Genomic DNA, 11,044 nt, shown 5'->3' with positions numbered 1-11,044 from the left:
GGCCCCGGGAACCGTACGGTTCCCGGGGCCAGCCCCTTTATTGCTGCTGCTCGCGTACGAACGCGGACAGCCGGCGCACCGTGCCGAGTCCCTCGGCGGACTCCTCGTCGGCACACTCGATGAGCCGGGCCGCGTACGCACAGGCTTCGGGGCCGCCGATCTGGGGGAGCAGCCGTGCCGTGAAGAAGGCATGGGTCGCACTCAGCTCCTCGGGCGGGGGCAGCAACGGGAGCACGGACGGGCCCACCCGGGCGAGCTGGGCGGCGTGGTCGTTGCCTGCGGGCGGGACGACCATGGCGAGCTGGTTGCGGACGTGGCGGGCCAGGGTTTCGTCGAGGAACGTGGCGTGCTGGGCGCACAGGGCGGTCAGGACGGGGCGGGTGCCCACTTCCAGGAGGCCGGTGAGCAGCCGGTGGATTTCCCGGCGGTTGCAGTGGCCGGCCGCGAGGAGGATGACGTCCTCCCACTGCGGGTTCTCCGCGCGCAACAGGAGTTCCTCAAGATGATCTCCCTCGACGAATTCCCGTGCGGCCAGGAAATCCTGGAATGTGCGGTGGGTGAATTGGAAGAAGTCGTCGGTACGTTCCTGGAGGAGACCGGTCCGGTTGACCAGGTGCGTGAGGATCGCGTCGGAGGAGCCCTGGGTGCGGACGCGTTCCATTCCGGCGAGGGCCGGCTGGAGCTGACGTACGGCCTGGAGACGGGTGAATTCCGTTTGTCCGCCGCGGACCTGCCAGATCGCTATCCGCTGCAGGAGTTGGGTGTGTTCCTCGATGGTCATGTCGATGCCCTCGGGCGAGCCGATCTTGCGGCGTTTGTCGCGGTTGCCGAGGAGCATGTTCAGGGCTGATTGGTAGAGGGCCCAGCGCGTTTCCGGCAGGAATCCCTGGCGGACCCGGTGGACCGCGCAGATCACCGCACAGAGCAGCGGAGTGCGGGCGAGGTCGGCGAGGGCCGGATTCCGGCGGAACTGGCGGGCGAGATCGCGCTCCAGGCCGCACAGGTCCTCCTGGGCGGCGGAGGCACTGAGGCGGGCGGCCTGGTGCCAGGCGGCGACAAAGGACTGGATGTCGTCGTTCCGCATGGGGAGAAGGCGTAATTCTTCGAAGCCTTCGGAGCCGAGCCAGCCCGGGTCGACGGCGAGCGGGCGGGACGTGACGATGCAGCGGTTGTCCGGGTAGCGGGCGAGGAGCTCCGAGAGCCAGGCGTGGGCGTCCTCGCGGTCGTCCTGGGAGACCTCGTCGAGGCCGTCGACCAGGATCAACGCACGGCCCCGCCTTCAGTACGCGCCGGGCCCAGCCGTCCGACGATCTCGCAGCCTGGGAGCGGACTGGGGGTGTCGGGGCTGCCCGGCCGGGCGTCGTGGTGCCAGGCGCGCTGCTCGGAGCCGTCCCGGGTCAGCAGGGCGGCGTCGAGCGCACGGCTGCGCCAGACCACGCTGTAGCGCCGGGTGCCTCGATGATTCGGGTGGGCGACCTCCACCGGGGCCCGGAGGTTGTCCCCGATGACGTGCGAGCAGGTCAGGACGGCCCTGCCGAGGAGCACACCGCTGCCCTGCCGTGCACCGAGGACCGCGACGGCCGCGCAGGCGTGGTCGATGCTCATGGCGGTGACCTCTCACTCCACCTCGCCGAAGTCGCCCAGGTCGGCCGGAGCGTCATTGCCCACGTCCACCGAGCCCCCCGTCGACCGCATCTTCGGCTTCAGCGTCAGCGACACCTTGTGCGTACGCCCCGTGGAGCGCGCCGCGTCCGCGCCCGCCTCCACCACCCACGCCTTGACCTTCGTCCCGCCCTTGATCTCCTTGCGGAGTTCCACCGTGAACTCCATCTGGATGTCGCCGACGGCGAACGTGATCTCCTTGCCCGCCGAGCGCGCGGCGGCCCGCAGCAGCTGGTTGCGGACCGACTCGACCGCGTCCGCCAGCTCGATGCCGTCGAATTCGTGCGAGGCGTTGGCCATGGAGGTCCCCCTGGGCTGAGTGGCGTGAACTGCTCACTCCTACAACGGGGTTGGGAGGTGTTCCGGTTCCCGTGGCGGGTGATTCACGCGTGCACGATCCGTACCACCGTCACCACCAGCACCGCCGCGCTCACGTAGTAGACGACCACCGCCCCGCCCGCGACCCCCTGGCGCCGGTCCTTCTCGCCCTTCACGTCTCTCGTGCCCTGGCCGTACGGGTCCTTGGCGAGCGCGCGCATCGAGTACTCGAAGCGTTGGCGGAGGTCGGGGTGCATCGCGTGCCGGGCCGTTTCCGCGGCCGGGGCGTACTGGATGCGCAGACGCGTCATGAGGCTTCCGGACGGGGTCGGGGCTCGTCGGACGAGGCGGCCACACAGTCCGAGAAGTCGCCGGTCGCGAGGCGGGCGAACACGGCCTCGTCCTCCTCGGCGGCATTCGTCGGGGCCAGCGCCCAGCGGGCCAGTACTAAGGGGAGGTCGAGCGCCGGAGTGCGGGCGATCTCTGCGTCCAGGTCGGCGGCCTGGGCGGCGGTGAGGGCGGCGCGGATGGTGGGGAGCGTGGCGGGGAGGTCGATCCGCCGGCCGCTGACGACCGTGTGCCAGATGATCTCGGTGCTGGTGCTGGTGCTGGTGCTGCTGCCTGTGCTGGTGTTGCCGGTGGTGGTGCTGCTCTCGCCCCTGCGGTCCTCACCCATCCAGTGCCCCTCCGGTCCGGCCAGCACGGTTCTCCGCCACCACGGTACGCCGACGCCCCTCATGCGATGGAGACTTGCGCACGAGGAGCGAACGGGTGAGGGAAACGCCGACTCGTCGTCCGTATGAGTGGGTGCGAGGTGCCCGATTGACGCCGTATCGGCCCGTACGGAGCCCGAGTACGGAAGTGGAGCGGCGTGCGCCCGTGACAAGGCGCACAGGGGTTTCCCCGCCTACTAGGAGGAATAGTGGCCCGGCCCGGACCGCCGGCGGGATCTTGGGGGAGGGGTGTGCGGGCGCCCCGGACAAGAGCTCGGGACCGCCGCGGAGCAGGGGCTCATGTCCGAATCGGGACGTTCTGGCTAGGACGTAAACCTGCTCCGTCCAAGATTTTTCGCAGTGCGCAGGAGGGCCCCGCACGGCGTCAAATAGCGGAATTGCGCCGATCCCGCTACGAGGCTGCGTAGTAATGAGGTGGTTTGGGGCTCCGGACCCGGGCGGGTTACCAATGTGGAGCAAGCCCGGCGAACCCGCCGGGTTCAGTCACTTCCGGAGGTATTGCCCGTATGTCGAAGCGCGCCACATCCCACCGGATCCGTACCGCTCTCGTCGCCACCACGGTCGGTGCGGCGTGCGTGGCCGGAGCCGGCAGCGCCTTCGCCGCAGGGACTTCGGTACCCGCGAAGGCCGCAGCTCCGGCGAAGGCCGCCGCTCCCGCGAAGGCCGCCGCTGCGGCGAAGGCCGAGAAGAAGAAGGCCGCCAAGGCGAAGGCGTGGGCCAAGCCGGTCCAGCGCTACGCCCTCTCCGCCACGTACGGCAAGGGCGGCGGCATGTGGGCCCACAAGCACTCCGGCCAGGACTTCGCGGTGCCGATCGGTACCACCGTCAAGGCCGCCGCGGCCGGCACCGTCGTCAAGGCGGGCCCGAACGGCGGCGGCGATGGCCCCGCGTACGGCAACGCGATCGTCGTGAAGCACGCCAACAACACGTACTCGCAGTACGCCCACCTGTCCCGGATCAAGGTCCACGTCGGCCAGCACGTCGCGGCCGGGAAGTCGATAGCCCTGTCCGGCAACACCGGAAACTCCTCCGGCCCGCACCTGCACTTCGAGATCCGTACGAGCCCGAACTACGGCTCCTCGATCAACCCGGTCGCCTACCTGCGCTCGGTCGGCGTGAGCGTCTGACCCCGGTGCCCGGATCGCGAAGTCAGGCCGAATCGGCCTGCGTGATCAGCTCGATGGCGACTTCGAGGACGGCCTTCTGCTTGTCCTCGAAGTCGCCTTCGACGTCTTTCAGCGCGAACAGCCCCGCGTGCATGGTGAACAGCGCGCTCATGCACCTGACCTGGTTGATCAGCGGCCCGTCGGGCGTCCGCATCAGGGCCATCATCCGGAACATCCGCTCCTTGAAGCTGTTGCCGATGCTCAGGTCGCGTACCGTCGCCTGGTTCTCCTGCATGAAGCGGAAGAGGGGGCCCGCGTTGTTCAGCGCGGCGCTGTAGCGGGTCAGCAGCTCCTTCTTGGTGTCCAGCGTGCGTGGCTGGTTCTCGCCCCACTCGATCAGCTCGTCCATCGGACGGGTCAGGTCCTCGAAGAGGCTGATCAGGATGTCTTCCTTGGTCTTGAAGTGGTAGTACAGCGCCGCCTTGGTCACATCGAGTTGCTCGGCGATCTCCCGCAGCGAGGTCTTCTCGTACCCGTGCTCCGCGAACAGCTCCAGCGCCACGTCCTGAATGCGCTGACGCGTATCACCCCGGCGCGGTCGGCTCGTTCCGCTGGCGCTGCTGCTCATCGACGCACTCCCAAGGCTTGTTCAAGTCACCGGAACTTACTTGACGCCCGGCAAGTTAGGGGTCTAACTTCCTGAAGTGTAGCCAACTTGCCGGGCGGCAAGTAAGTACCAAAGGGGAGCGGGACATGACGACCACGGGGCAACTGGCACCAGAGACACCCACGGCGGAGAAGGAAGGGAAACAGCCGCGCAGTGTGCGCGTGGTTCTCCTTGCACTCATGATCGCCATGCTGCTCGCGATGCTGGACAACATGATCATCGGCACCGCGATGCCGACCATCGTCGGCGAGCTCGGCGGTCTGGAGCACCTCTCCTGGGTGGTCACCGCCTATACGCTCGCCACCGCCGCCTCCACCCCCATCTGGGGCAAGCTCGGCGACATCTACGGCCGCAAGGGCATCTTCCTCACCTCGATCGTCATCTTCGTCCTCGGCTCCGTACTCAGCGGAATGGCCCAGGACATGGGCCAGCTGATCGGCTTCCGGGCCATCCAGGGACTGGGTGCCGGCGGTCTGATGGTCGGCGTGATGGCGATCGTCGGAGACTTGATTCCGCCGCGTGAGCGCGGCAAGTACCAGGGCATGATGGCCGGCGTGATGGCGCTCGCCATGATCGGCGGCCCGCTGGTCGGCGGCGCCCTCACCGACGGCCTCGGCTGGCGCTGGTCCTTCTACATCAACGTGCCGCTCGGCGCGGTCGCCCTCGCGATGGTCGCCACCGTGCTGCACCTCCCCAAGAAGGAGCGCAGCAAGGCGAAGATCGACTACCTGGGCGCCGGTCTGCTGACCATCGGCATCACCGCGATCGTGCTGGTCACGACCTGGGGCGGCAGTGAGTACGCCTGGGGTTCGGGGCAGATCCTGGGCCTCGCGGCCGTCGGGGTCCTCGCGATCGTGAGCTTCCTGTTCGTGGAGACGAAGGCGGCGGAGCCGATCATTCCGCTGCACATCTTCCGCAACCGGAACTTCACCCTCATGTCGGTGCTCGGCTTCATCGTCGGCTTTGTGATGTTCGGTGCGGTCCTCTACCTGCCGCTGTTCCAGCAGTCCGTACAGGGCGCGTCGGCCACCAACTCCGGGCTGCTCCTGCTGCCCATGCTGCTGTCGATGATGGTCGTCTCGCTGGTCGTCGGCCGGCTCACCACCAGCACCGGCAAGTACAAGATCTTCCCGATCATCGGCGGCGGGCTGATCACGGCCGGCCTCTTCCTCCTCGCCCAGATGGACACCGACACCAACCGCCTCACCTCCGGGATCTACATGGCGGTCCTCGGTGCGGGCATGGGCTTCCTGATGCAGATCACGATGCTGGTCGCGCAGAACAGCGTCGAGCCCAAGGACATGGGCGTCGCCTCCTCGTCCACCACCCTCTTCCGTACGCTCGGCAGCTCCTTCGGCGTCTCGGTGATGGGCGCGCTGTTCACCGCCCGGGTCACGGACTCGATGGTCGCCCAGGGCGCCTCGGCCGGCGGACTGCCGAAGGGTGCGGCGCTGGACGCGGCGAGCCTGGCCAAGCTGCCGGAGAAGATGCGCGAGATGTATCAGTTCGCCGTCTCGTCCGGCACGCACGGGGCGTTCCTGCTGGGTGCGGGCATCGCGCTGGTCGCGTTCGTGGCGGCGTTCTTCGTCAAGGAAGTCATGCTCAAGGGCGCGGGCCCGCAGAAGACCGCGGAGTCCGCCAGGGCCTAGGCCGCGGTAGCGGCTTCGGTTCGAGGGTTACGGGGGAGGGGCCCGCGGCAGCACGCCGCGGGCCCCTTCCCCGTAACCGAAAGCACTGGGCTCGAAGCGCTGAGCCGGAAGCACCGGGCCCGAAGCGCTGAGCCGGATGCCGGAAGCACCGGGCCCGAAGTCCTGCCGCTACCTCCGGCGCGGTGGCAGATCCGCCAGGTTGACGATCGGGAAGCTCCCCGTCGCCGTCGGCGCGTGCTCCGGAAGCCACAGGACGGCGATCGCCCCGCCGTCCACCTGCGCGTTGCGGAACGTCAGCCTCGCCCCGAGCACCTTGGCCTGACCTGCGGCGATGGTCAGTCCAAGGCCGTGCCCCTGGCCTGCCCTGTCGCTGGATCCGGTACGGAACCGGCTCGGCCCCTCGCGCAGCAGATCCGCAGGGAAGCCCTTGCCGTGGTCGCGCACCCGCACGACCCGGCCCTCGACGGACACCTCGAACGGGGGCTTCCCGTGCTTGGCGGCGTTGCCGAGGAGGTTGCCGATGATGCGTTCCAGCCGGCGCGGGTCGGTGTTCACATGGCTCTCGTGCACGACCGTGACGACCGCGTCGGGGTACAGCGAGGTGACCCGGCGCGAGACGAACTCGCCGAGCGCGATCTCCTGCATCTCCGCCCGCTCGGCCGCACTGTCGAGACGCGCCACCTCCAGTACGTCCTCGACCAGTGTCCGCAGCGCCTGCGCCCGGTCCCGTACGAGCTCGGTGGGGCGTCCCGGCGGCAGCAGTTCGGCGGCGGTGAGCAGCCCGGTGACCGGGGTGCGCAGCTCGTGCGCGATGTCGGCGGTCACCCGGCGCTCGGCCTCGACGCGCTCCTGGAGGGCGTCGGTCAGGGCGTCCACGGCATGGGCCAGGTCGTCGGTCTCGTCCCGTACGACACCGCCGATCGCGTCCAGCACCCGTACCTGCGTATTGCCGTGCGCCACGTCGGTGGCGGCGGACGCGGCCTTGCGCAGACGGCGCGAGATGGAGCCGCCGATGAGGATGCCGAGCACGGAACCGCCGAGGACCACGGCGACCGAGGCGATCACCAGGGACCGGTCGAGGTCCTCCACGACACGGGCGTTGTTGGGGAAGCGGGTGTGCAGGGAGAGGATGTCGTGGCCCGGATAGGGGACCGCGGCCCACACCTCGGGCACCCCGTACGGGTCCTCCTGGACGTGGGTGGCGCGCCGGCCGTGCGCCAGCTTGGCGCGCAGCTCGGCGGGCAGCTCCGGGTCGTTGAGCTTGGAGCCGACCTTCGGGTCGCGGGACGACTCGAACAGCCGCTGCGCGAACTGGAGCCGCTCCAGCTGCAGGTCACGGGCGTTGTCGAGCATCGAGACCCGGGCGGAATTGTGCACGACGAGGCTGAGCGCGACGGCGATGAGCGCGCTGACGGCGGCGATGGCGCAACTGATCTTCCAGCGGATGCCGGTGCGCAGGGAGAAGCGCCTCATGCGGAGTGCCTCATACGGGGTACCTCATGCGGGATGGCTCGTACGGAGTGCCTCATGCGGAGTGCCTCATACGGAGTGGCTCGTCATCGGACCGGACTCACGCCTTCAACTTGTAGCCGAAGCCGCGGACCGTCTCGATCCGGTCCTGGCCGATCTTCGTACGCAGCCGCTGCACGTGGACGTCCACGACACGGGTGTCGCCGCCCCAGCCGTAGTCCCAGACCCGCTCCAGCAGCTTGTCGCGGGAGAGCACCGTGCCCGGCGCGGAGGAGAACTCCAGGAGCAGCCGCATCTCGGTCGGCGTCAGCCCCACCGGCTCGCCGTTCCTGCGGACCTCCATGCCCTCCGTGTCGACCTCCAGCTCGCCGAAGGTCAGCAGCCCACCGCCCTCGCCGTCCTGCACCGGCTCCGGGGCTCCGCCGCCCGACGCGTGGCCGAAGCGGCGCAGCACCGCACGGATGCGCGCGACCAGCACCGAACCGTCGAAGGGCTTCGTCACGTAGTCGTCGGCACCGGCCTCCAGGCCGAGCACCACGTCGATCGAGTCGGCCCGCGCCGACAGCATGATCACCGGCACGGTCGACTCGTCACGGATGCGGCGGCACAGACTGACCCCGTCCATCCCCGGCAGCATCACGTCCAGCAGCGCGATGTCCGGCTGCTGCGCGCGGAACGCCTCAAGGCCCGACAGACCGTCCGGCATCGCGGTGACGGTGAACCCGTCCCGCTCCAGCGCCAGCTGGGTCGCCTCGCGGATCACGTCGTCGTCCTCGACGAACAGGACGTGGGTATCGGCCATGGGCTGCTCTCTGCTCTCTCGGTCAGTTCTGTGACGGCGGTGCGGTGCGCGGTGCGGCGGGAGCGCTGGAGGGAGTGGCGGTGGACGTGGGCGAGGCATCCCGGGCGGCCTCGCCCGCGGCCTTCCGCTTCGCGTCCTGCTCCGCGAGCTGCTCCTTGCTGCTCCGGCCGTCGTCGCCGTAGCCGATGTCCTTGCTGTAGCTGTTCTCCACCCTGTCGTGCTCGGTGAACTTGTGCCCGGCCCAGCGGTACGTCACGACCACCTCGCCGGACGGGAACACCAGCGGGTCGCCCTTCTTGTACTCCGGACGGGTCACCACCAGGTCGCCCCGGTCGATCTCCGCGTACACGGCCGGTTCCTCCGCCACGAACACGTTCGTGTAGCGCCCATTCTCCTCGCGGAACACATAGGAGCCGATCCCGACCGCGTCCCCGCAGGTCATCACGTTGACGACGACGTCGTCCGCGGTGTTGGCGGTGACCCTGCCGTAGGAGGCGTCGACCGGGTAGATGTCCTTCGCGCACGGCTTGAGGTCGCGCTTCACGGACTCGCTGACCTTGGGGTCGTTCTTGAGGAGCTCGACGGGATCCACCCGCCGGGGCGCCGCCGAGGGCATCTCCCCCTTGGCGGTCGGCGTCGGGTTGACCTTCGCCGCGACCGGGTCCGAACGGGCCGGCCCCTCGTCCCGGGTGCCCGTGCCGCCCGCGCTGCAGGAGACCGCGAACAGGCCGACGGCGGCGAGCCCGGCCATCGCCGTTCCGCTCACCGCCAGTACGCCCCGGTGGGACCGTTCCCTGCCGCGGCTGCCGTCCTTCGTGCCGCTGAGGCTGCCGCTTTCGCTGCTGATACCGCCGCCTAGGCCGCGCACCGCTCCTGCCCCCGTTCGCCCCGCACTCCGCCGTCGCCGCGCTCCAGAGCCCTGGCATCCAGGTCGCGGTTCTCCAGCTCCTGGCGGAGCCGGGCGAGCGCCCGGTGCAGGGTGCTCTTGACCGTACCGGCAGACATGCCCAGTGCGGCAGCGGTTTCCTCGGTGCTCATCTGCTCCCAGTGCCGCAATACGACCACGCTGCGCTGCTTCGGCGCCAGCACTCCGAGGATGTCCATCAGCAGGGCGCGGTCCGCGCGCTGCTCCGTGCCGTCCTCGACGCGGGCGTCGGGCAGCTGCTCGGTGGGCACCTCGTCCAGCTTGCGGGCCCGCCACCACTCCGTACGCGTGTTGATCATGACACGCCGGAGGTAGGCGTCCGCGAGGGACTTGTCCTCTATGCCGTCCCAGCGGCCGTACGTACGGGCCAGTGCGGTCTGGAGCAGGTCCTGTGCGTCCACCGGGTCCGGAACGAGACGGCGGGCACTGCGCAGCAGGGCCTCCTGCCGCGTGCGTACGTACTCCTCGAATCCGAGCACCTCGCCGCCGTGCGCCATTCGAACCGCCTCCGTCCCGTGTCCAGCCGGGGTTCCCGACTGTTTGCCCCTGTGGATCCGAAGTTACGGAGGCGTTGTCACGGGGTTGTGCGGGTGAGCACTCGGAGGACGCACGGCTGTCCATCGGTTGTGTAACGACGAGTTGCCCGGAAGAGGTTTAACTCTGCGGAAGCCGGTAGACGCCGCCCGTCAGCGGCTCCACCAAACCGTCCGAGACCAGCCCGTCCAGGGCACGTGCCCGCTGCACGGGTTCGTGCCACACCGCGTCAAGATCCTTCTGCGGTACGGGAGTCACGGCCTCGCGCAGCACGGCGAGGAGCCGCCCGCGCACCTGCCGGTCCGTCCCCGCGTACGTCTGCGTACGCCGTGCCGGACCCTCGTGCGGAGGCTTCCCGGCCTGCAGCCAGGCGCACTGCGCGGCGATCGGGCAGCGCCCGCACTCCGGGTTCTTCGCGGTGCACACCAGCGCGCCGAGCTCCATCGAGGAGGCGGCCCAGCGGGCGGCCGTCGCCGTGTCCTCGGGAAGCAGTGCGCGGGCGAGCTTGCGCTCGGCGGCGGTGGTCGCGTTCGGCGGGTACTCGGCGCCGGTCACCGCGCGCGCGATCACCCGCCGCACGTTCGTGTCGAGGACGGCGTGCCGTTGTCCGTACGCGAAGGAGGCGACGGCGGCGGCCGTGTACTCGCCGATGCCGGGCAGCGACAGGAGCTGGCTGTGCTCGGACGGTACGTCGCCGCCGTGCCGTTCCGTTATGGCGGTGGCCGCGCCGTGCAGGCGCAGGGCCCGGCGCGGGTAGCCGAGCCGGCCCCAGGCGCGGACGGCCTCGCCGGACGGCTCGGCGGCCAGGTCGGCGGGGCGCGGCCAGCGGGCCACCCACTGCTCGTACACCGGAAGGACCCGGCTGACGGGCGTCTGCTGGAGCATGAACTCGCTGACCATCACACCCCACGGGCCCGCTTCGGGGCGCCGCCAGGGAAGGTCACGGGCATTGCCCTCGAACCAGATGTTGACGTCGGGGTGCAGGACGGGCAGCGCGGCAGCGGGCTCGGACGTGGTGGCAGACGACGTGGTGGCGGACGGCGTGGTGGCGGACGTGGTGGCGGACGTGGTCTGGGGCTTGAACTCAGTGGTCGCAGTCATAGCACCTCCGATCCTGGCACGAAACGGTGTGCGGACAGCCGTACGACAAGCTCATGTCAGGCTCCGAGAAAGCTGA

At 69.6% G+C, this 11,044-nt stretch carries 13 protein-coding genes; 2 read left to right on the top strand and 11 right to left on the bottom strand.

The window, feature by feature from the left end; genetic code table 11:
* Nucleotides 1-37: 37 nt before the first annotated feature.
* The 5 genes from AB0D18_RS20545 to AB0D18_RS20525 form a co-directional block, all read right to left on the bottom strand.
* Complete coding sequence (locus AB0D18_RS20545; RefSeq protein WP_362420237.1) at nucleotides 38-1,264, bottom strand: NACHT domain-containing protein; 1,227 nt, start codon at nucleotides 1,262-1,264, stop codon at nucleotides 38-40.
* Nucleotides 1,261-1,605 carry a hypothetical protein gene (locus AB0D18_RS20540; protein ID WP_362420234.1) on the bottom strand — a complete coding sequence of 115 codons (345 nt, stop codon included), beginning with the start codon at nucleotides 1,603-1,605 and terminating at the stop codon, nucleotides 1,261-1,263. Before AB0D18_RS20540 ends, AB0D18_RS20545 begins: the two co-directional genes overlap by 4 nt.
* A gap of 12 nt (nucleotides 1,606-1,617) precedes the next feature.
* Nucleotides 1,618-1,962 carry a trypco2 family protein gene (locus AB0D18_RS20535; protein ID WP_362420231.1) on the bottom strand — a complete coding sequence of 115 codons (345 nt, stop codon included), beginning with the start codon at nucleotides 1,960-1,962 and terminating at the stop codon, nucleotides 1,618-1,620.
* Nucleotides 1,963-2,045: 83 nt separating this feature from the next.
* Nucleotides 2,046-2,291, bottom strand: coding sequence for a hypothetical protein (locus AB0D18_RS20530; RefSeq protein ID WP_362420228.1), 246 nt, complete (start codon nucleotides 2,289-2,291; stop codon nucleotides 2,046-2,048).
* Entirely contained in the window at nucleotides 2,288-2,719 is a 432-nt protein-coding gene (locus tag AB0D18_RS20525; RefSeq protein ID WP_362420225.1) for a hypothetical protein, read from the bottom strand. The genes AB0D18_RS20530 and AB0D18_RS20525 overlap by 4 nt, the downstream gene beginning before the upstream one ends.
* A 501-nt stretch (nucleotides 2,720-3,220) precedes the next feature.
* On the opposite strand from AB0D18_RS20525, the gene AB0D18_RS20520 reads away from it, so the two are divergent.
* Entirely contained in the window at nucleotides 3,221-3,841 is a 621-nt protein-coding gene (locus tag AB0D18_RS20520; protein WP_362420222.1) for a M23 family metallopeptidase, read from the top strand.
* A gap of 22 nt (nucleotides 3,842-3,863) precedes the next feature.
* Here AB0D18_RS20520 and AB0D18_RS20515 read toward each other — a convergent pair whose 3' ends face one another.
* Nucleotides 3,864-4,448: a helix-turn-helix domain-containing protein gene (locus tag AB0D18_RS20515; protein ID WP_362420219.1), complete on the bottom strand. Its 585-nt coding sequence runs from the start codon at nucleotides 4,446-4,448 to the stop codon at nucleotides 3,864-3,866.
* A gap of 125 nt (nucleotides 4,449-4,573) precedes the next feature.
* Between AB0D18_RS20515 and AB0D18_RS20510 the strand changes: the two genes are divergently transcribed.
* Nucleotides 4,574-6,136, top strand: coding sequence for an MDR family MFS transporter (locus AB0D18_RS20510; protein WP_362420216.1), 1,563 nt, complete (start codon nucleotides 4,574-4,576; stop codon nucleotides 6,134-6,136).
* Nucleotides 6,137-6,304: 168 nt separating this feature from the next.
* On the opposite strand, the gene cseC is transcribed toward AB0D18_RS20510, so the two are convergent.
* The 5 genes from cseC to AB0D18_RS20485 all read right to left on the bottom strand — a co-directional run bounded on the left by cseC (nucleotide 6,305) and on the right by AB0D18_RS20485 (nucleotide 10,968).
* Entirely contained in the window at nucleotides 6,305-7,609 is a 1,305-nt protein-coding gene (gene cseC / locus AB0D18_RS20505) for a two-component system sensor histidine kinase CseC (protein ID WP_362420213.1), read from the bottom strand.
* 97 nt (nucleotides 7,610-7,706) lie between these two features.
* Nucleotides 7,707-8,408 carry a two-component system response regulator CseB gene (gene cseB, locus AB0D18_RS20500; protein WP_362420211.1) on the bottom strand — a complete coding sequence of 234 codons (702 nt, stop codon included), beginning with the start codon at nucleotides 8,406-8,408 and terminating at the stop codon, nucleotides 7,707-7,709.
* A gap of 22 nt (nucleotides 8,409-8,430) precedes the next feature.
* Nucleotides 8,431-9,276 (bottom strand): hypothetical protein, encoded by an 846-nt coding sequence (locus AB0D18_RS20495; protein WP_362420208.1) that lies wholly within the window; start codon nucleotides 9,274-9,276, stop codon nucleotides 8,431-8,433.
* The gene (locus AB0D18_RS20490; RefSeq protein WP_362420206.1) at nucleotides 9,264-9,830 is read right to left on the bottom strand and encodes a SigE family RNA polymerase sigma factor; all 567 of its coding nucleotides are present in this window, start codon (nucleotides 9,828-9,830) and stop codon (nucleotides 9,264-9,266) included. The genes AB0D18_RS20495 and AB0D18_RS20490 overlap by 13 nt, the downstream gene beginning before the upstream one ends.
* 157 nt (nucleotides 9,831-9,987) lie before the next feature.
* Nucleotides 9,988-10,968, bottom strand: a complete 981-nt coding sequence (locus AB0D18_RS20485) for an A/G-specific adenine glycosylase (RefSeq protein ID WP_362420203.1) — start codon at nucleotides 10,966-10,968, stop codon at nucleotides 9,988-9,990.
* Nucleotides 10,969-11,044: the final 76 nt, after the last annotated feature.

It is taken from the genome of Streptomyces sp. NPDC048442, assembly GCF_040651475.1.
Taxonomy (GTDB): Bacteria; Actinomycetota; Actinomycetes; order Streptomycetales; family Streptomycetaceae; genus Streptomyces.
Note: the sequence above shows the minus strand (reverse complement) of the source record. Positions and strands in the feature narration are given on the sequence as shown.

Excerpts from the sequence above, each read along its gene's own strand:
- AB0D18_RS20540 (WP_362420234.1), bottom strand. The coding sequence starts at position 1,605 with ATGAGCATCGACCACGCCTGCGCGGCCGTCGCGGTCCTCGGTGCACGG.
- cseC (WP_362420213.1), bottom strand. The coding sequence starts at position 7,609 with ATGAGGCGCTTCTCCCTGCGCACCGGCATCCGCTGGAAGATCAGTTGC.
- AB0D18_RS20535 (WP_362420231.1), bottom strand. The coding sequence starts at position 1,962 with ATGGCCAACGCCTCGCACGAATTCGACGGCATCGAGCTGGCGGACGCG.
- AB0D18_RS20525 (WP_362420225.1), bottom strand. The coding sequence starts at position 2,719 with ATGAGGGGCGTCGGCGTACCGTGGTGGCGGAGAACCGTGCTGGCCGGA.
- AB0D18_RS20485 (WP_362420203.1), bottom strand. The coding sequence starts at position 10,968 with ATGACTGCGACCACTGAGTTCAAGCCCCAGACCACGTCCGCCACCACG.
- AB0D18_RS20515 (WP_362420219.1), bottom strand. The coding sequence starts at position 4,448 with ATGAGCAGCAGCGCCAGCGGAACGAGCCGACCGCGCCGGGGTGATACG.
- AB0D18_RS20520 (WP_362420222.1), top strand. The coding sequence starts at position 3,221 with ATGTCGAAGCGCGCCACATCCCACCGGATCCGTACCGCTCTCGTCGCC.
- AB0D18_RS20510 (WP_362420216.1), top strand. The coding sequence starts at position 4,574 with ATGACGACCACGGGGCAACTGGCACCAGAGACACCCACGGCGGAGAAG.
- cseB (WP_362420211.1), bottom strand. The coding sequence starts at position 8,408 with ATGGCCGATACCCACGTCCTGTTCGTCGAGGACGACGACGTGATCCGC.
- AB0D18_RS20530 (WP_362420228.1), bottom strand. The coding sequence starts at position 2,291 with ATGACGCGTCTGCGCATCCAGTACGCCCCGGCCGCGGAAACGGCCCGG.
- AB0D18_RS20490 (WP_362420206.1), bottom strand. The coding sequence starts at position 9,830 with ATGGCGCACGGCGGCGAGGTGCTCGGATTCGAGGAGTACGTACGCACG.